The sequence below is a fragment of the Agriterribacter sp. genome (assembly GCF_035497235.1).
Lineage (GTDB): Bacteria > Bacteroidota > Bacteroidia > Chitinophagales > Chitinophagaceae > Agriterribacter.
In genome coordinates this window covers 42,928-62,683 of sequence record NZ_DATJEB010000022.1, presented here as the reverse complement: position 1 = coordinate 62,683, position 19,756 = coordinate 42,928, and the positions used below count along the sequence as shown (strand labels likewise).

The 19,756-nt window shown below is 43.2% G+C and carries 17 protein-coding genes; 16 read left to right on the top strand and 1 reads right to left on the bottom strand.

Going from position 1 to position 19,756, the window contains the following annotated elements:
• Positions 1–19: 19 nt before the first annotated feature.
• From VL121_RS06535 to VL121_RS06525, 3 genes are all read left to right on the top strand, one after another.
• A complete protein-coding gene (locus VL121_RS06535; RefSeq protein WP_325403407.1) occupies positions 20–799 on the top strand; it encodes a hypothetical protein in 780 nt (259 codons plus the stop codon).
• A 51-nt stretch (positions 800–850) separates the two neighbouring features.
• Entirely contained in the window at positions 851–2,869 is a 2,019-nt protein-coding gene (locus VL121_RS06530; protein ID WP_325403405.1) for a TonB-dependent receptor, read from the top strand.
• A 113-nt stretch (positions 2,870–2,982) separates the two neighbouring features.
• A complete protein-coding gene (locus VL121_RS06525; protein WP_325403403.1) occupies positions 2,983–4,011 on the top strand; it encodes a mechanosensitive ion channel family protein in 1,029 nt (342 codons plus the stop codon).
• A gap of 57 nt (positions 4,012–4,068) precedes the next feature.
• Here VL121_RS06525 and VL121_RS06520 read toward each other — a convergent pair whose 3' ends face one another.
• Positions 4,069–5,754, bottom strand: coding sequence for a sodium:solute symporter family transporter (locus VL121_RS06520; RefSeq protein ID WP_325403401.1), 1,686 nt, complete (start codon positions 5,752–5,754; stop codon positions 4,069–4,071).
• Between the two features lie 186 nt (positions 5,755–5,940).
• Between VL121_RS06520 and VL121_RS06515 the strand changes: the two genes are divergently transcribed.
• The 13 genes from VL121_RS06515 to VL121_RS06455 all read left to right on the top strand — a co-directional run bounded on the left by VL121_RS06515 (position 5,941) and on the right by VL121_RS06455 (position 19,688).
• A complete protein-coding gene (locus VL121_RS06515) occupies positions 5,941–6,981 on the top strand; it encodes an aldose epimerase family protein (RefSeq protein ID WP_325403399.1) in 1,041 nt (346 codons plus the stop codon).
• A 91-nt stretch (positions 6,982–7,072) separates the two neighbouring features.
• Positions 7,073–7,651 carry a peptide deformylase gene (gene def / locus VL121_RS06510; RefSeq protein WP_325403397.1) on the top strand — a complete coding sequence of 193 codons (579 nt, stop codon included), beginning with the start codon at positions 7,073–7,075 and terminating at the stop codon, positions 7,649–7,651.
• Positions 7,641–8,591 (top strand): hypothetical protein, encoded by a 951-nt coding sequence (locus VL121_RS06505; protein ID WP_325403395.1) that lies wholly within the window; start codon positions 7,641–7,643, stop codon positions 8,589–8,591. Before def ends, VL121_RS06505 begins: the two co-directional genes overlap by 11 nt.
• A 59-nt stretch (positions 8,592–8,650) precedes the next feature.
• On the top strand, positions 8,651–9,559 hold the full coding sequence (locus VL121_RS06500; RefSeq protein WP_325403394.1) for a ribonuclease Z: 909 nt from the start codon (positions 8,651–8,653) through the stop codon (positions 9,557–9,559).
• A 109-nt stretch (positions 9,560–9,668) separates the two neighbouring features.
• The gene (locus VL121_RS06495) at positions 9,669–10,163 is read left to right on the top strand and encodes a BON domain-containing protein (RefSeq protein ID WP_325403392.1); all 495 of its coding nucleotides are present in this window, start codon (positions 9,669–9,671) and stop codon (positions 10,161–10,163) included.
• A 20-nt stretch (positions 10,164–10,183) separates the two neighbouring features.
• Complete coding sequence (locus VL121_RS06490) at positions 10,184–10,606, top strand: SH3 domain-containing protein (RefSeq protein WP_325403390.1); 423 nt, start codon at positions 10,184–10,186, stop codon at positions 10,604–10,606.
• A 430-nt stretch (positions 10,607–11,036) separates the two neighbouring features.
• On the top strand, positions 11,037–12,443 hold the full coding sequence (gene leuC / locus VL121_RS06485) for a 3-isopropylmalate dehydratase large subunit (RefSeq protein WP_325403388.1): 1,407 nt from the start codon (positions 11,037–11,039) through the stop codon (positions 12,441–12,443).
• Between the two features lie 44 nt (positions 12,444–12,487).
• Positions 12,488–13,084, top strand: coding sequence for a 3-isopropylmalate dehydratase small subunit (gene leuD, locus VL121_RS06480; RefSeq protein WP_325403386.1), 597 nt, complete (start codon positions 12,488–12,490; stop codon positions 13,082–13,084).
• A gap of 15 nt (positions 13,085–13,099) precedes the next feature.
• Positions 13,100–14,623 carry an alpha-isopropylmalate synthase regulatory domain-containing protein gene (locus tag VL121_RS06475; protein ID WP_325403384.1) on the top strand — a complete coding sequence of 508 codons (1,524 nt, stop codon included), beginning with the start codon at positions 13,100–13,102 and terminating at the stop codon, positions 14,621–14,623.
• A 69-nt stretch (positions 14,624–14,692) separates the two neighbouring features.
• Positions 14,693–15,769 carry a 3-isopropylmalate dehydrogenase gene (leuB, locus tag VL121_RS06470; protein WP_325403382.1) on the top strand — a complete coding sequence of 359 codons (1,077 nt, stop codon included), beginning with the start codon at positions 14,693–14,695 and terminating at the stop codon, positions 15,767–15,769.
• Positions 15,770–16,100: 331 nt separating this feature from the next.
• Positions 16,101–17,201 (top strand): hypothetical protein, encoded by a 1,101-nt coding sequence (locus VL121_RS06465; protein ID WP_325403380.1) that lies wholly within the window; start codon positions 16,101–16,103, stop codon positions 17,199–17,201.
• Between the two features lie 187 nt (positions 17,202–17,388).
• On the top strand, positions 17,389–18,525 hold the full coding sequence (locus VL121_RS06460; protein WP_325403378.1) for a TlpA disulfide reductase family protein: 1,137 nt from the start codon (positions 17,389–17,391) through the stop codon (positions 18,523–18,525).
• Between the two features lie 272 nt (positions 18,526–18,797).
• A complete protein-coding gene (locus VL121_RS06455) occupies positions 18,798–19,688 on the top strand; it encodes a DMT family transporter (protein WP_325403376.1) in 891 nt (296 codons plus the stop codon).
• Positions 19,689–19,756 lie beyond the last annotated feature (68 nt).

The following is a 19,756-nucleotide window of genomic DNA, read 5'->3' as shown; positions in this document are numbered from 1 at the left end:
TCATGTTTAAATTTAAAAAATGAACAGAATATTTTCATGCGCCATACTATGCGCAATGGTTTTTACGGCGTGCAAAAAAGAAGCGGTAAAACCTGCCGATGCTATCATTAATAAAACCCGGCTTGCCGAAGCTACCAATAGTAATACTACCATTACTTTGTGGTCGGATAATGCGGTATTGCCGGCAGGATATAACAAATTATATGTTTCGCTTAAAAACAACCAGGGTAATGAAATCAAAAACACAACGGTAACCTATACTTCCATAATGGATATGGGTTCAATGAAGCATAGCAGCCCTGCAGAGCAACCCGCCTACAATAATGAACTAAAATTGTATGAAGGCGCCATTGTATTTACGATGCCCACTTCGGAAACAGGAACCTGGCAATTGAATGTAACAGCAAATGACGCCACGGTTTCTTTTCCCCTTACAATCAGTACGCCGCCTCAAAAACAATCGGGCACTTTTGTGGGTACAGATGAAAACAAGTATGTGCTGGCGCTTGTTCCACCGCTTAAATGGCAGGTAGGACTGAACGATCTGGATATTTTAATCAACCGAAAGGCTTCCTCAATGGATTTTCCTGCCGATGATGGCTTTACCATTGAGCTTATCACTGAAATGCCTTCTATGGGACATGGCTCTCCTAATAATAGCAATCCCATTTCAGCAGGTAGCGGACATTATAAAGGAAAGGTGAATTATACGATGACAGGCGACTGGCGCTTACATTTTAAGCTGAAAAAGAATGATATGGTGATAGTGGAAGACGCATACGTGGATATTTTGTTTTAACGGATCTTGGGAAAACGCGGTTACCATTTTTCGCATACTAAAACAACGGTTATGATCTTTAAAAATATTACCATACTTATTTTCATAGTACATGCTGCTTTAACTGTTCCGGCACAGGAGGACTCTTCATTTAATACAACCATTACCCTGCAGGAGGTGGTTGTGCAGCATGATACCAGGTTGCTTAACAGCAAAGAAAAAAAACATAGTGTCAACCTCCAGGTATCAACCAACCAGTTACTGGAAAGTATCGCCGGCGTTAATATGATAAGACGGGGAAATTATGCATGGGAACCCACCATCCGCGGACTGAATGCGGGGCAGGTAAATGTTACCATATCGGGCATGGCTGTTTTTGGCGCCTGCACAGACAGAATGGATCCTGCCAGTTCGTATATAGAACCCAATAACCTGCAAAGTGTAACGGTTAGTTATGGCGCCGGCAACCAGTCCTATGGAAGTACCATTGGAGGCGGTTTTAATTTTAAACTAAAGCAACCCAGGCTGAATGATGAAACACGGCTTAGCGGGCTGGCTGGAGTGGGGTATGAAACCAATGCGAACGCGTTGCAAACTCTTGCCGCACTGGAATACAGCAGTAAACGTTTTGCCATTCGCGGTAACGGCATCTTTCGCAAGGCGGGTAATTATAATACCGGTGGCGGAAAAGAGATGCCTTTTTCACAATATGCGAAATGGAATGGCGGGCTTTCGGCAATATACAGGTTGGCAGACCATCATTTTATAAATGTGGATTATATACAGGACGAAGGGTGGGATATTGGTTATCCGGCCCTGCTGATGGATGTATCTTTTGCAAAAGCAAAAATAGCATCGGCATCGTACCTGTATCAGCCGCATGGTAAGCATTTACACAGTTGGGAAACCAAATGGTATTACAATACCATAAATCATGCAATGGATGACACCAAACGGCCGGAAGCCCAGGTTCCTGTGCACATGGATATGCCGGGTACATCACATACCACAGGTTTTTATACGGAAGCCCAATGGGCATTTGGTAACCGGCACCATATTACTACGCGGTTAAACGGCTACAGGAACCGGCTGCATGCCGAAATGACCATGTATCCTGATGGCGCTGCTTCGATGTTCATGCTTACCATTCCGGATGCACAGCGCGATGTGATCGGATTGGATATTTCCGACAGAATAGGGCTTACACCAAAAGCGGAGATCATAGCCGGAGTGAGAACGGACTATGCAGGCTCATCGCTATACAGCGCTGCCGGCAAACAATCACTTTCGGGTATGCATGACGGTGATTTTAACCGTAATCAGATGTTATACAACGCGTACATAAACGGGCAGTACAGGGTTACTGATCATTGGTTATTGTATACAAACGTGGCAAGAGCTATGCGCAGCGCCACTTTGCAGGAAATGTACGGCTTCTATTTGTTTAACCGCACCGATGGATTTGACTACATCGGAAACCCCCGCCTCAATAAGGAAACCTCGTGGAACTTTGGCACAGGAGCCCGTTTTCAGCAAAAAACATTCACGGTAGATGCGCAGGCTTTCGCGTATGCATTCAACAATTATATTGCGGGCAAACCGCTGGCAGGATATAGTGTAATGACTATGGGTGCTAACGGAGTGAAGCAGTATAATAATATTTCACGGGCTGTATTATACGGAGCGGAAGCCACTGTGGTGATGCAGCCTTTTTCATTTTTAAATATAAAGAGCAGCAATACATATACCCGCGGCCGGGATGCTAATAATAACGCACTTCCTTTAATAGCTCCTTTTAAATCGGCAAATACCGTTAGTGTGACCTGGAAAGCATACCGCTTCAGTGCAGCATCTGTACATGCTGCCGCGCAACATCATGTGAGTAGTGAAATGTATGGCGAATTGCCCAGTAAAGCCTATGGCATTGTAAACCTGTCTGCCGGCAGGTACTTTCCTGTAAAACAGGCGGTGCTGGATTTTAATATTGGCGTTGTTAATATTTTTGATAATAACTATTATGAGCACCTGGATATTTTGAAACTTCCGCGCCCGGGCAGAAATGTGGTAATGCATGTTACAATAAGATTTTGAGCGGCTTACTGAATATCCCAGGTCTTCCGACCTTTGCCAGAAAAAAAATAGCAGTAAGTTTGCGGCTAATAATGAACAATCAACGCGCCCGTAAATAATAAAACTGCAGTAAGATGACTTTTGATGAAATGCTATATTTTTCTTTGTTTGTGGCAGGTGGATTAATCGCCGGCCTTTTTGTAAAAAAAGTCATCTCCCCTGTTATTAAAAGGGCCGTTATGCGTACAAAATGGACGGCCGATGACCTGATCATTGAAAGTATTGGCAAGTGGGTGATGGCATGGTTTATAGCCCTGGGTATATTCCTGGGATGGCGAAGGGTGGAAATGGACGTTAAATACCACCATTGGCTGGAGAATGCGCTGCTGATCTTTTATATATTTTCCATTACCTGGATAGTGGCAAGAGTACTTTCGGGCATGACCAGAATAAAGGCGCCTGGCAGCGATACTGTTGTTGCCTCTTCATCTATCATCGGTAATATCATCAAAGTAATTGTGTATTGCATTGGTGCGCTTGTTATACTCCAGTCTTTAGGCATTTCTATTACGCCCATTCTGGCAGGTTTGGGCGTTGGTGGTTTGGCCGTGGCACTTGCCCTGCAGGATACGCTCTCCAACCTCTTTGCCGGTATTCAAATCATATCCACCCGGCAAATTAATCCCGGCGACTTTATCAAACTGGAATCAGGGCAGGATGGCTTTGTGGAAGATATAAGCTGGCGGTATACTACGCTTAAAACAAGCGCTAATAATATAGTCATCATACCCAACTCTAAACTGGCCAGCGTAATATTATCAAACTATTTTTATCCCAGTAAAGAGGTGGTGTTTGATGTTGCGGTAGGAGTAGATTACAGCAGTGATCTTGAAGAAGTGGAAAAAATAACGATTGAAGTACTCAAAGATATGCAAAGGACTTCGGCAGACTGTGTGCAGAATTTTGAACCATTCATCCGTTTTCAGCAGTTCGGGGAAAGCAGTATTGATCTCAAAGCTTTTCTTAAAGCAAAAACATTTGGGAGCCAGTTTATTATTAAACACGAGCTGATGAAAAAGTTGCAAAAGCGATACAGAGAAGAGGGCATCAATATCCCTTTCCCTGTTCGGAATGTTTTTATAAACAAACCCGGCGATTTGTAGTTTGGGAGTTGAGATACTTCAGCTACTGGTCACTGACTACTGACTACTCACATTTCTTTACCAGAACAAGGTGTACAAGGCTATCAGCACACCCGCCACTATTAAAGCGCCTGCCGCAAAACCCGGAGAAGTTTTAAACATTTTTCCGTCTATCTCCAGTCCGTTTGTTTTAACACCGCGGCTATTTTCGTACATACTTATAATAAACATACCAACCACCGAAATAACGAATACAAAAAACATGCGGTCTATAAACGGTATTTCGTACAGCATGCTGCCATCTTTTTGTAATACCTGTTTTGCAAAACCAGTTGAAGCAAGCCATTCAAGGTTAACCAGGCCCGGCATAATTTTGAAGAGAATAGACAATGCAAATCCTCCTACAGTAGCAAAGAGCGCTGCATTGGAAGTGGTTTTCTTCCAGAAAAATCCCAGAATAAACATGGCGAAGATACCCGGAGAAACGAAACCGGTGTATTCCTGTATGTATTCAAATCCCCCTTTTTTATCAATGCCTAAAAACGGGGCGATAAGCACTGCCAGCAGCATGGAAATAATGACTACTAAACGCCCGGTCCATACCAGTTTTTTTTCGGTGGCCCGGGGATTAATTTTCTTTCTATAAATATCGAGTGTGAAAATAGTTGATATACTATTGGCTTTACCGGCCAGCGATGCCACCACGGCAGCGGTTAATGCGGCAAAAGCAAGTCCCTTTAACCCGGAGGGTAATAAGTTCAGCAATACGGGGTAAGCCTTGTCCGCCATCATTTCTCCGTTCACCATCATCTCCTCATGAAAATACCCGTTTTGATACAATACATAAGCGGCTATGCCAGGTAGTACAACAATTACCGGCATCAATAACTTTAAGAAGGCAGCGAATAACAGCCCATTTCTCGCTGTTTTTAAATCGGCGCCCAGGGCGCGTTGTGTAATATACTGATTGCAGCCCCAATAGTTGAGGTTAACAATCCACATACCACCAATCAATACCGATAAGCCCGGTAAACTAATGTAATTGGGATTGTCTTTTTCAAAAATCATGTGAAAGTGGTCGTCAGCGTTTTCGGTGAGTTTGTGAAACCCGGCTATAACGCCGTTTAATCCAAAATGGGTGGCCACAAGGTCTAAGGCAAGGTAGGTAGTTACAAGTCCGCCTAATATTAAAAAGAAAACCTGCACCACATCTGTATATCCAATCACTTTCATACCACCCAACGTAATAATAATGGCAAACAGGGCCAGGAAAAGCATACATACGGTAAGACTAATGCCAGAGATACTGCTTATGGCCAATGCGCCAAGAAACAATATAGACGTGAGGTTAACAACTACATACAACAACAACCAGAATACCGCCATGATCATGGCTACCGTACCATTATAGCGCTGATTAAGAAACTGGGGCATGGTGTATATCTTATTCTTCAGATATACCGGTATAAAAAAAATGGCTACCACAATAAGTGTAGCCGCTGCCATCCATTCGTAGGTTGAAATGGCCAGCCCGAGTGTAAAGCCGCTTCCGCTCATGCCAATAAACTGTTCTGCTGAAATATTAGACGCAATAAGCGATGCGCCTATGGCCCACCAGGTAAGCGAGCCTTCTGCAAGGAAAAAATCTTTGGTATCGGTACTTTTCTTTTTCTTGCGCTGGTATATCCAGTAACCATAAATAGCAACGATAAGAAAGTAAATAATAAAAACAAGATAGTCTTTGGCTGAGAGGTAATTGTTCATAACAAATCAAATCGTTTAAATGTTTGGGTATGATCTGGCTTTATGGAATGGATACTATACATCAATAGGGTACAGTTTACATTTTGGGCGGATAAAGATTAGTGTTTTTGGCGATAAGAACAAATTCAATATTTATTTCAAACTTAGGCCATAACTTCATGCCTTATTTTTTTAAATGGATGTACGATGATAAACGAACAGGTAAAAAAATGGGGAGTGCTTGAAGGGAAAGAGGTGCTGCAGTATACGCTTACTAATAAGAAGGGAGTGACCGTAAAAATATTGAACTACGGCGGCACCATAACCGATATTATTACACCGGATAAAGCAGGCAAAAAAGGCAATGTTATACTGTGCTTCGATTCGCTTGAAGGCTATCTGCAAAAAAGCAACCCTTTTTTTGGCTGCTTAGTTGGCCGGTATGCCAACCGCATTGCCAACGCCCGTTTTTCGCTAAACGGAAAAGTATACCAACTGGCGCCGAACGACAATGGCAACACCCTGCACGGGGGCATAAAAGGATTTGATAAAAAAGTGTGGGATGCCGCCTTTACGCCGGAAAGCGCATCGCTTCAGCTCACCTGTAAAAGCCCTGATGGTGAGGAAGGTTATCCCGGCAATCTTAACGTTACGGTCGTATATACTTTAACCGAAGAAAATGAACTGGTTATCGACTACACAGGAGTAACGGATGCGGCTACGCCGGTTAATCTAACCAATCATGTGTATTTTAATTTATCGGCCGGCAGTGATGCTACCGTGCTGGATCATGAGCTCATGCTGCGGTCAGGTTATTATACCACTACTAACGAAAAGGTAATCCCTACGGGCGATTTGGTTCCGGTAAAAAACACGCCTTACGATTTCACTTCTCCCAAAAAAATTGGAAAGGATATAGGTGCAACAGGAAATGGCTACGACCACAACTTTGTGCTGGGTAATAATGCGGGCAGGATGCAAACAATCAGCACCTTGTATCATGCAGCCAGTGGCCGGCTTATGGAAACCGCCACCACACAGCCGGGAGTGCAATTGTATACGGGTAATTATTTAGATGGCAGCCTGCAACATACGCCCGGCAATATAAAATATAACAGGCATGGGGGATTATGTCTCGAAACCCAGCATTATCCCGATTCGCCCAACCAGCCTGCATTTCCCAACACTATATTACGGCCGGGTGAAAAATATCACCAGGTAACGGTGTATAAGTTTTCTGTTAAATAAGTTTGGATCATCCCTGTGAACAGGGGCGTTATTTTCCGGAATTTCAGTTAAATTTGCAGCCATAAAATAAGCGAATCAATAAGTAAAGCCAATGATTTTACCCATTATAGCATATGGCGCCCCGGTACTGAGAGCAGTGTGTAAGGATATAACGCCAGACTATCCCAAATTAGATAAGCTGATTAAGGATATGTGGGAAACCATGTATGCATCCAGCGGGGTGGGGCTTGCGGCCCCCCAGGTTAACCGCGATATCCGCCTTTTTGTTATAGACAGTACCCAGGTGTTTACAGGCATGGATGATGCAGAACGAAGTAAATATTCTGACGCGCCGGGTACCAGGCAGGTTTTTATTAATGCCCACATTAAAGCGCTTGATGGTGAAGCGTGGGCCTATAATGAAGGCTGCCTCAGCATTCCCAAAATACGGGAAGATATTTACCGCAATGAGAAAGTGACCATCGGGTATATGGATGAACAATTTGAGCCGCACACTGCAACATTTAATGGTATAACGGCAAGGGTTATCCTCCATGAATACGATCATATAGAAGGAAAATTATTCATTGATTACCTGAAACCCTTTAAGCGCAGGTTAATGAAAGGTAAGTTAGACGATATTTCGAAAGGGAAAGTAAATGTTGATTACAAGATGTCTTTTGCAAAGTAAATACCAGCATATAACGAAGTTCCTGCTATTGTTTTTTTCATCTCCCGCATTGCTCTCTGCCCAGCAGAACGATACTGTGATGGTGGATCAAAAAGTGATTACACTGTCAGAGATCATCATCCGGAATAATACAGACATACCTTCCTTTATTGAAAAAGTAAAAAACGATACTACTTTTTACAAAGCTTTCCGTAACCTGCGTATACTGCATTTCACTTCGCTGAATGACATCCGCATGTTTGATAAAAAGGGAAGGGTAAAAGCTACTTTATACAGCAAAACCGCGCAGTGGGCGGATAAGGGCTGCCGGCATACCAATGTTTTACAGGAAGAAGTTACGGGCAACATGTATGACAGAAACCGGCGGTACAATTATTACACGCCTGAATTATATGCCAGTCTTTTTTTTGCTCCTGATACCATTTGCGGTGAAACCAATATGGTAAAAGGAGCGGAACGCAACCTGAAGGATAAATCGGGAATGGCGAAACATAAGGAACAATTAAAAATGCTTTTTTTTAATCCGGGTAAAGCCATACCCGGATTGCCGTTTATAGGCAGCAAAACGGCCATTTTTGAAGAAGATATGGCGCCGTTGTATGATTATCATCTGGACCTGCAGGAACATCTTGGCGAGCTTTGCTACCTGTTTGTTATAAAAGCCAAAGATGAATTGAAGGGTGCAAAAAAAGACCGGGTAGTAATTGATGAAATGACCACCTGGTTTAGTGTAAAAACATTTGAAGTATTGGCCAGGAACTATGCCATGAGCTATAAAGCAGGCGTATACGATTTTGATGTGCAGATGCAGGTGGAGATGACAAGGAGCGGCAGTTATCTTGTTCCCCGGTTATTACGCTATACAGGTAACTGGGATGTTATTTTCAAAAAAAGAGAGACCGGTGTTTTTACGGCAACACTTTTCGATTTTGGTAACTAAAATGACAGGCATATTATAGTTAACTTAACACTACTTTTTCACTTCTTAATTATGACAACGTGTTTGCGGTAACCATACTTGGCAATAACTCTGCGCTTCCTATGCACGACAGGCATCCCACTGCCCAGGTAGTTTATTATGATGAGCATCTTTTTTTAGTGGATTGCGGCGAAGGCACACAAATACAAATGAACCGGTATAAGATCCGCCGTAACCGTATTCGTTATATTTTTATTTCCCATTTACACGGCGATCATTATTTTGGATTGCCCGGATTGCTCACCAGTTACGGATTAAACGGACGTACGGAAGACCTGTGGATATTTTCACCGCCATTACTCAGGGATATCATTGAAATACAATTAACGGCTTCTGATACGGTTTTACCCTACGCTATACATTTTGTTGCTATTGAAAAGGAAGGTATACTGGTTGATGAGAAGAAAATAACCGTAAGTTGTTTTGCGGTAAATCACCGCATTCCCTGCTGGGGCTTTATGTTTAAGGAAAAGGAGAAACCCTTAAAGCTGGACGCTGAAAAACTGAGGCAATACGCCATTCCTTCTTCCTTTTACCTGCGGCTTAAGACCGGGGAAGATTATATTACTAAAGACGGGGAAATTGTAAAAAATGAATGGCTCACCCGGCCGGTAGAGCCAGGTGGGAGCTATGCTTATTGCGCGGATACGGTTTATGATGAAAGTATAGCTGACAAATGTAAGACCGCTGATCTTTTATATCATGAAGCCACTTACTTAGATGATCAAAAGGAAAAAGCGGCTAGTCGCATGCACTCCACCAGCGGCCAGGCAGCAGCTATTGCGTTAAAAGCCAATGCAGGCAAACTGCTGATCGGGCATTTTAGCAGCCGCTATGAAACCTTAGATGATTTTGTTACCGAAGCCCGTGCTGTTTTTCCAAATACAGATTTAGCCATAGAAGGAGCAACATATATTATACATAAATGAGAAAAGTTATTATTTGAGAAAAATTTATTAAAAATAAGTTGCATACAATTGCTTAGTTGGCATGATTTTCTTTTGATCTTATCTTATTTATCTTAAAACCAGCACTTGTATGAAAAAAGCGTTTTTTCGTTTGCTCCGGGTTTCCATGTTTGTTGCCATGGCCAGTATCTGGCTTTTTTCATGTAAACCTAAAATAAGCGACCAGGACATAGAAGCCAAAATTCAGTCTAATGCCACTCTATCGCATCTTGCCGTTAGTGTAAAAGATGGAGTAGTTACGCTTAATGGCGAAGCTAAAGACCAGGCTGATCGAATGGACTGTGAAGCCGCGGCTAAAAGTATAGCAGGTGTGAAGCAGGTGATCAACAATACCACTATCGCCCCGCCTCCTCCACCCGCCCCTGTTGTAATTGCGGCAGACGATCCTTTAACGAAAGGTATTGCAGATGCGCTGAAGGATTTCCCTACGGTTAAAGCCACCGCTGCAGATGGCATCATTACCGTTACCGGCGAAACCACCGCTGCCAACTGGAAGAAAATTAAAATGGCGCTGGATGGTTTACAACCTAAGAAAGTAGATGCAGCCGCTTTGAAAATTAAATAATCTAAAAAAGTAAACTTATTATGGCACTACAGGATAAATACAAACAGTTAGTAGATACGGCAACTGCTTTCGGTATGGTTAATTTACAGGTAAGAGAGCAGGATGGCGTGTTATATATTGATGGTGAGGCGCCTTCGGGCAGTGTAAAAGATCAATTGTGGGACATATACGGGAAAATAGACCCTAATTTTCTATCGGGCGATGTGGTAATGAATGTAAACGTAGCCACTGCTGTGGCAGGCGCTAAGGCTAAAGTAACAACCGAAACATCCAATCTGAATATCCGTAAAGGCCCCGGCACCGATCAGCCCATTGTGGGCAAAGCGGCGCATAACGAAGTAGTAACGCTGATGAGTAAGGCAAACGACCAGTGGTGGCTGGTACGCACAAATGACGGGGAAGAGGGTTACGCGTATGCCCGGTATTTAACACCGGAAGAATAAGAATTATGTTTTCTGCATAAGAGATAAGGGGGTACTGTTTAGTATTCCCTTTTTTCGTTCTGCACGTGCGAAATCCGGCTTCGGATTGGCTAATTTGTGATAGTTCCGCTAAGCATCCTGAAAAGTTTACACCCGATAAATACAAACGGCAGAATGACGGCTCTTACCGTGCATTTACAGGATTTCATTACCGGGTTTCCTATTGGGTTAGTAAAAATATAATATTAATATTGCGAATACGGCATACAAGCTGCAAAGGGCTGGTGTGCTTCGCCACATACCATAGCCGGCTGTGAAAACCCCGTGCCACAGAATGTGAGTGAAGGCATTTTTTTCCGGAATGGCTAAAGATTTAAATTTAAACCGGATAAATCCTGATTATCTGGCTATAATTTAAGAAATTTGCGATTCTCTTTTAAATTCGTAAAAAATGAACAGTAAACCGGCAACATTATTTGATAAAGTGTGGGATTCCCATGTGGTAAGAAAAATTGAAGACGGCCCAGATGTGTTTTTTATTGACCGTCATTTTATTCATGAAGTAACCAGCCCGGTGGCCTTCCTGGGTTTGGAGCAAAGAGGGTTAACAGTAATGTTCCCCGGTAAAACATACGCCACCGCCGATCATAATACCCCTACTATTAACCAGCACCTGCCGGTGCAGGACCCGCTTTCAGCCAACCAGTTGAAGGCATTGGAAACCAATTCGGGCAAATACGGCATTTCGCATTGGGGCCTGGGTAATCCTAAAAACGGTATAGTACACGTGGTTGGTCCCGAAAACGGCATTACCCAGCCCGGCATGACCATCGTTTGCGGCGATTCGCATACTTCCACCCACGGCGCCTTTGGCGCTATTGCTTTCGGCATCGGTACATCCGAAGTGGAAATGGTACTTTCTTCCCAATGTATTATGCAGCCCAAGCCAAAGAAAATGCGCATCAGCGTTAATGGCAAAATGGGCAGGGGCGTTACCCCAAAAGATGTGGTACTCTATATTATTTCAAAATTAACGGCTGCGGGCGCTACAGGTTATTTTGTTGAATACGCAGGGGAAGTTTTTGAACAAATGAGTATGGAAGGCCGCATGACGGTATGCAACATGAGTATTGAAATGGGTGCGCGGGGCGGAATAATAGCGCCCGATGAAACAACATTCGCTTATATTAAAGGAAAAGATAAGGCGCCTAAAGGGGAAGCCTGGGATAAAGCCCTGGCTTACTGGAAAACGCTGAAAACAGATGATGGCGCCGGCTTCGACAAGGAATATCATTTTGATGCCGCAGATATAGAACCCATGATCACTTTTGGTACCAACCCGGGTATGGGTATGGGTATAAGTAACCGTATTCCCGTATCGGCAGGAATGGGAAGCGGAAAATCGAGCTATGAAAAATCATTGGATTACATGGGATTCAGGGAAGCGGAATCCATGCTTGGAAAAAAAGTAGATTATGTTTTCATAGGTAGTTGTACCAACGGCCGTATTGAAGATTTTCGCGCATTTGCTTCCATTATAAAAGGCCGTAAAAAAGCAGATCATGTTACCGCATGGATTGTTCCGGGATCGCATGTAGTAGAGCAGCAAATAAAGGAGGAAGGCATACTGGATATTTTATTAGAAGCGGGATTTCAACTGCGTCAGCCGGGCTGTTCCGCATGCCTGGCAATGAATGATGATAAAATTCCTGCCGGCAAATACGCGGTAAGTACCAGCAACCGGAATTTTGAAGGAAGGCAGGGACCCGGCGCCAGAACCATGCTGGCCAGTCCGCTGGTAGCTGCTGCTGCTGCTGTTATGGGTGTGGTTACCGATCCGCGCGAGTTGATGAGTTAACTATTTCAAATCTTAAATTTCAAATCTCAAACCTCAAATGATTCATGGCTTACGATAAATTTACAGTACTCAGAAGCACCGTAGTACCCATGCCCATTGAAAACGTGGATACCGACCAGATCATTCCCGCCCGTTTTTTAAAAGCAACGGAAAGAAAAGGGTTTGGCGATAATCTTTTCCGCGACTGGCGGTACAACAACGACAACAGCCCTAAAAAAGATTTTGTGCTGAATAACCCGCTGTACTCGGGCAAAATACTGGTTGGCGGTAAAAATTTTGGCAGCGGCAGCAGTCGCGAACATGCGGCGTGGGCCATTTATGACTATGGTTTTCGTTGTGTGGTATCAAGCTTTTTCGCAGACATTTTCAAGAACAATTCTATTAATGTGGGTATACTCCCGGTTCGGGTAAGTGAAATATTTTTAGATAAGATATTCACCGCTGTGGAAGCCAACCCCAAAAATGAAATAGAGGTAAATCTTCCCCAACAAACCATCACTATTCTCTCAACAGGAGAAACGGAATCGTTTGACATTAACGGGTATAAGAAGAATAACCTGACGAATGGTTATGATGATATTGACTACCTGCAGGCAATGAAAGAAGACATCGGGTTGTTTGCGGCCAAAAGTATATACTAAAAAGATCATCCAGAAATGCCGGCAGCCCAACGCTATATTGAAATAATGGATACCACGCTCAGGGATGGAGAACAAACCAGCGGTGTATCTTTTTCCGCTTCAGAAAAATTAACGATCGCCAAGCTTTTGTTATCAGAAGTAAAAGCAGACCGGATTGAAGTAGCTTCGGCCCGCGTGTCGGAAGGTGAATTTGATGCGGTAAAAAGAATAACCAAATGGGCGAAAGCCAATGGTTATTTGAACAGGGTGGAAGTACTTACTTTTGTTGACGGAGATGTATCTGTGCAATGGATGCTGAAAGCAGGGGCAAAAGTAATGAACCTGCTTACCAAAGGCTCATTAAATCATTTAACACACCAACTGAAGAAAAAGCCGGAACAGCACTTCGCGGATGTTGCCGCCGTTATTGCTCTTGCCGGAAAAAAAGGAATAGCCTGTAATGTATACCTCGAAGACTGGAGCAATGGCATGCGGTATTCAAAAGATTACGTTTTTCAATACCTTGATTTCCTTCAGCACCAGCCTGTTAAAAGAATAATGCTACCCGACACGCTGGGCGTTCTGATCCCTTCGGAAACATACCAGTATGTATCCGAAATTGTTACCCGGTATCCCGGCATCCATTTCGATTTTCATGCGCATAACGATTACGACCTGGGTACAGCAAATGTGCTGGAAGCGGTAAGGGCCGGCGCTCATGGCATTCATCTTACCATAAACGGCATGGGCGAAAGAGCGGGTAATGCGCCACTGGCAAGCGCTGTAGCTGTTTTGAATGACTTTATGCCGAAAGTGAAAACAGCGATTGCCGAAAAATCACTCTATACAGTGAGTAAGCTGGTTGAAACTTTTTCAGGATTCCGCATTCCTGTTAATAAGCCGGTAGTAGGTGAGAATGTATTTACCCAAACCGCAGGCATTCATGCGGATGGCGATAAAAAAAATAAACTATACTGCAGCGACCTCATGCCTGAACGCTTTGGACGCCAGCGAAAATACGCTTTGGGCAAAACCAGCGGCAAAGCCAATATTGAAAATAATTTGCAGCAGCTTGGCATACACTTATCTGATGCAGACTTGAGAAAAGTAACGCAGCGGATCATAGAGCTGGGCGACCGGAAAGTAGATGTTACCCAATCGGATCTTCCTTATATTATTTCGGATGTATTAAACAGCGATGCTACGGATGATAAAGTAAAAATTGAGAACTATGCGTTAACCCACTCCAAGGGGCTGAATCCATCGGTAACAATAAAGGTTATGATAGCAGGCGAATTGTTTGAAGAGCATGCACAGGGTGACGGACAATATGACGCGTTTATGAATGCGCTCAAGAAAGTATATAAACAAAAGAAGCTGGAATTGCCGCTTTTAACCGACTATGCGGTTCGTATACCTCCCGGCGGCAGAAGTGATGCTTTATGTGAAACGATAATAACATGGCAGCACAATAATAAAGAGTTCAAAACAAGAGGGCTCGACAGTGATCAAACCGTGTCGGCAATTAAAGCCACACAAAAGATGTTGAATACTATTTAGCATAATTCTTTAAACAAAACCCACATACTGTTTTTATCGTTATTTATATGATGGGGAAATAAAAATAAAATGGCAACCAAAAAAATTTTAATTGTTCCCGGCGATGGGATAGGACAGGAAGTAACAGCGGTTGGTAAAAAAGTATTAGATAAAATAGCGGCCCGGTTTGGCCACAGCTTTTCCTATGATGAAGCATTGATTGGCCACGTGGCTATTGAAGCCACCGGAAATCCTTTGCCCGATGAATCGCTGCAAAAAATGAAGGAATCGGATGCCGTGTTGTTTGGCGCCGTAGGCCATCCCAAATACGATAATGATCCTTCGGCAAAAGTAAGACCGGAACAGGGTTTACTGAAAATGCGCAAGGAGCTGGGTTTGTATGCCAATATCCGGCCTATTAAACTATTTGATGAATTGCTGGGCGCTTCCAGCATTAAACCTGAAATATTAAAAGGCGCCGATATTATGTTCTTCCGCGAGCTCACCGGCGATATTTATTTTGGTGAAAAAGGAAGAAAGAACAATGGCGATACGGCCTATGATGTAGCCGAATACAGTCGCTATGAAGTAGAACGCATTGCCCGTAAGGCATTTGAATCGGCCAGAACAAGAAGAAGAAAATTATGTTCGGTTGATAAAGCCAATGTACTTGAAACTTCACGCTTGTGGAGAGAGATAGTGCAAAAGGTAGCATTGGAATACCCCGATATTGAAGTGGAACACCAGTTTGTAGATGCAACAGCCATGTTGCTCATAAAAGACCCGCGGCGCTTTGACGTAGTAGTTACGGCCAATTTATTTGGCGATATCCTCACCGATGAAGCTTCGCAGATAGCCGGCTCCATGGGTATGCTGGCCTCGGCTTCTATTGGCGATGGCACAGGTGTATACGAACCTATTCATGGTTCCGCGCATGATATTACCGGCAAAGGCGTTGCCAATCCGCTGGCTTCCATTTTATCGGCCGCGTTGTTATTAAATATTTCTTTTGGTATGAAGGCAGAATCCGAAGCGGTTATTAATGCCGTTGATAAAGTATTGAAATCGGGTTATCGTACTAAAGATATTGCTGACGGGCAAACGCCGGCTGATAAAATTTTAGGCACAGCGGCAATGGGTGAAGAGGTGTTAAAATATTTGGGTTAAAGAAAATACAAGCAGTGAAGTAAACTGTGAGTTGTTAGTAATGAGTGCAATTGCAGATAGCAAGCCAGGTACTTATTATTGACAATTCCCTGCCCACCATTTGCTATTCATCACTCATTTAATGCACAATTGTTTACAATCAACATAGTAGTGACCGCCTAAAAAACTCCCGTATCATTGTAGGCTAAGCATTTTCATGTTTTTTACGCTGTGCAATCTTAAAAAAATAATGTAAAATTGTTGATAATATTTAATTGATTATCACGTTTTGGGCAGAATAGGATGTTACTTTGCCTGTTCATTTTTAGACACTTATAAATATTAATTGAGTATGTGCCATGTTTTGGTTAAAGCCGTGGAAAACACTGCTGTGAAGGGATCCGGTTCTGCTGTTCATCATTTTAGAAGGGTTACCCTTCTGATGTGTTTATTTGCTTTTGTGTTGCTTTCCGCAGGTTGCGGACAAAGTTTTTCTGAAACCGACCAGGTGAAAGATACCAGTGCAATACAGCTTCAGGAAGATGTTTCGGTGAAACAGCATACACCTGCACCGATTGACACTGCATTGTACGATCAAAAAAATATTGCGTTGGCCAATGGCGATAGTTCCGGCTTATGGCCGGTGAATGCACCTTATCCGCTTCCGGGCGCTATCTTTCCTTTTAAAAGAGTGGTTTCCTATTATGGCAACCTGTATTCAAAACGGATGGGAATATTAGGGGAGTTGCCACCTGCGGAAATGCTGGCTAAACTAAAAGGAGAAGTGGATAAGTGGGAAGCTGCAGATACTACAACTAAAGTTTTACCGGCTTTGCATTATATAGCGGTAACCGCGCAGGAAAGCCCCGGAAAAGGTGGAAAATACAGGCTGCGCATGCCTTTTCACCAGGTTGATTCTGTTTTAAGCATGGCGGAGAAAATTGATGCCATTACTTTCCTGGATGTGCAGGTAGGACTGAGCACTTTGCAGGAGGAGATTCCGCAATTGGAAAAATACCTAATAATGCCCGATGTACATTTGGGTGTAGATCCCGAATTTTCAATGAAGGGCGGGCAGCGGCCCGGTACGGTTATCGGTACGTTTAATGCAGATGATATTAACTATGTTACCGGTTACCTGGCCGATTTGGTAAAGAAGTATAATCTTCCTCCTAAAATATTAGTGGTACACCGCTTCACGCAGGGTATGGTAACCAATTATAAACAAATTAAAACCCGTCCCGAAGTTCAGATTATAATGGATATGGATGGCTGGGGACTACAGGCACGTAAAATAAATACGTACAGGCAATACATTTATAAAGAGCCGGTGCATTATACAGGATTCAAAATTTTTTACAAGAACGACTTCAGGGAACCTAACAGCCGCACCATGACGCCCGAAGAAGTACTGCAGTTAAAACCGCGGCCGATATATATACAATACCAGTAGTAAGTGAGAAGAAGTGAGAAATGATTTCACGTTTACCGTTTCACGGGATGAGAGATGAGAAGAGAGGTTGAATGTAAGAAGTAGTGACATCCGGTTAGCCATAAAATTATAACAATGTTTTGCCTCGGTTGCGGCTGCCGGGCGGTCCTTAATGCTTAATTTTGCGACTTAATTAAAAATATTGTAAATGCAAAAGCTACTTATTGTATTGAGTTTTGCCTTTATACTGGCATCCTGCGCCGATAAAGGTAAAACAGCCGCCGGAGAAAAAACAGCGGGTGACAGTACCTTTCTCTTAACCGGTAATATTGATGGACTGGATAGTGGATGGGCTTATTTGTATCATCCGGAAAAGGAGCAGCAAATACCCGATTCTGTTAAAATTGTGAACGGTAGCTTTACGTTTAACGGAAATGCAGTTCAGCCTGAGTTCGTGCTCCTGGGTTATGATCAGCACGGGCAAAAAAGGTTTCCCCTGGGGTTCTTCATAGAAGGAGGAGAGATAACCATAAAAGGAACGGTGGATTCACTGTATAAAGCTGATATCACCGGTTCTTCCGCGCAGGAGGAACTTGAGAAATTTAATGCATTGCGTAAACCCATAGAAGAGAAACAGAAGCAATTATATGAAGCATACCAGGTAGCTTCTATGTCGGGCAATGCACAAAAAGCAGGTGAAATTCAGAAACAATATGAAGCGCTGGAAGGTGAAAATAAAGCGCTTGTAATAAAGTTCGTTAAAGAGAACCCGGCTTCTTATGTTTCCGCTTTTCAACTGGCACAAACTTTTGCCTATGACGCGGTACCTGCAGACCTGGAACCATTGTATAATGGATTAGATGAAAAAATTAAAGCCTCTCATTTTGGAAAGGCTGTCAGGAAAAGCTTAGATGCCGCTAAAACCACGGCTATTGGAAGCGAAGCCCCCAATTTTATATTAAATGATATTAACGGTAAGCCGGTTTCATTAGCCGCCTATAAGGGAAAGTATATTCTTGTAGATTTTTGGGCAAGCTGGTGCGGGCCATGCCGCCAGGAAAACCCAACGGTAGTAAAAGCGTATAATACCTACAAATCAAAAGGGTTCGATATCCTGGGTGTTTCCTTAGATGAGAAAAAAGACAAATGGGAACAGGCTGTTAAACAGGATAATCTTACCTGGACGCATGTGTCGGATCTGAAAGGTTGGGAAAGTGATGTGGCTGCTTTATATGAAGTAAGAGCCATACCCATGAATTATTTGCTGGATAAAGAAGGAAAGATTATTGCCAAAAGCCTGAGAGGGGAGGATCTGATCAAAAAATTAGGTGAAATATTGAATTAATATCCCGGTAAATCAAACAGGGAAAGGCCAAAGGTGAAAAATACACCCTTGGCTTTTTTTATTTAGGGGATACCTCTGCACAGCAGTAATAAATAATGAATTGCTAAAACGGGTTAGGTTAAGGCGTAAAAGATAATGATAAAGCCGCAGCGTGCCTTTGTCCGGTACAATGCTTTTTATGAAGAGAGATTACGGAGGGAAAGTGTTATTGCAAAACTGAGATTCTATTTATCACATGCGACCTTGTAGTTTTGCACCGAAATGGAAATGCAATGAAAGCAGTAAGTACTGATGAACCAATAGAAGACGTATCAAACGGTTGGATTAACGGTTTTATAGGTGTGGTACTATTCAGTGGTTCCCTGCCTGCCACAAGAGTAGCGGTTTTGGATTTTAATCCTGTATTCGTAACGGTTGCCCGTGCGGCTACAGCAGGTTTGCTTGCATTGTGTGTGCTGCTGATCTTTAAAGAAACACGACCATCGCGGAAACATATTTTTCCTTTAGCTGTTGTAGCGTTAGGTGTTGTGGTAGGATTTCCGTTGCTGAGTGCACTCGCTTTACAGTATATAACATCGGCACATTCCATTGTTTTTTTGGGGTTACTACCGCTTGCAACGGCTGCGTTTGGTGTACTGCGCGGCGGTGAGCACCCCCGCCCGGTATTTTGGCTTTTCTCTGTTACAGGTAGTCTTTTAGTTATTGGATATGCAGTTTGGCAGGGGCTTACCGCATCACCTTTGGGTGATATGCTAATGCTGGGGGCAATCATTCTATGCGGACTGGGTTATGCCGAAGGCGCCAAACTTTCAAAAACACTGGGCGGATGGCAGGTCATATCCTGGGCTTTAGTATTGTCATTACCAGTTATGCTACCCATGATGTGGACATGCTTTCCATCATCATTCGCAGGCGTTAGCACAGGCGCCTGGATTAGCCTGGCTTATGTTTCCCTGTTCAGTATGTTTATTGGCTTTATATTTTGGTATCGTGGTTTGGCTCAGGGGGGTATTGCATCTGTAGGACAGTTGCAACTGCTGCAGCCGTTTTTAGGCCTGGCATTAGCTGCAACATTGCTTCACGAAAAAGTAAGTGTTAGCATGTTAGCAGTTACCATTGGCGTAATTCTCTGTGTTGCAGGTTCAAAGAAGTTTGCTAAATAATAATAAAGCAGGAAGGTGTAAAAGGAAAACTGAAGTTATTAAATGCGCTGCCTGCGATTAGCACGGGT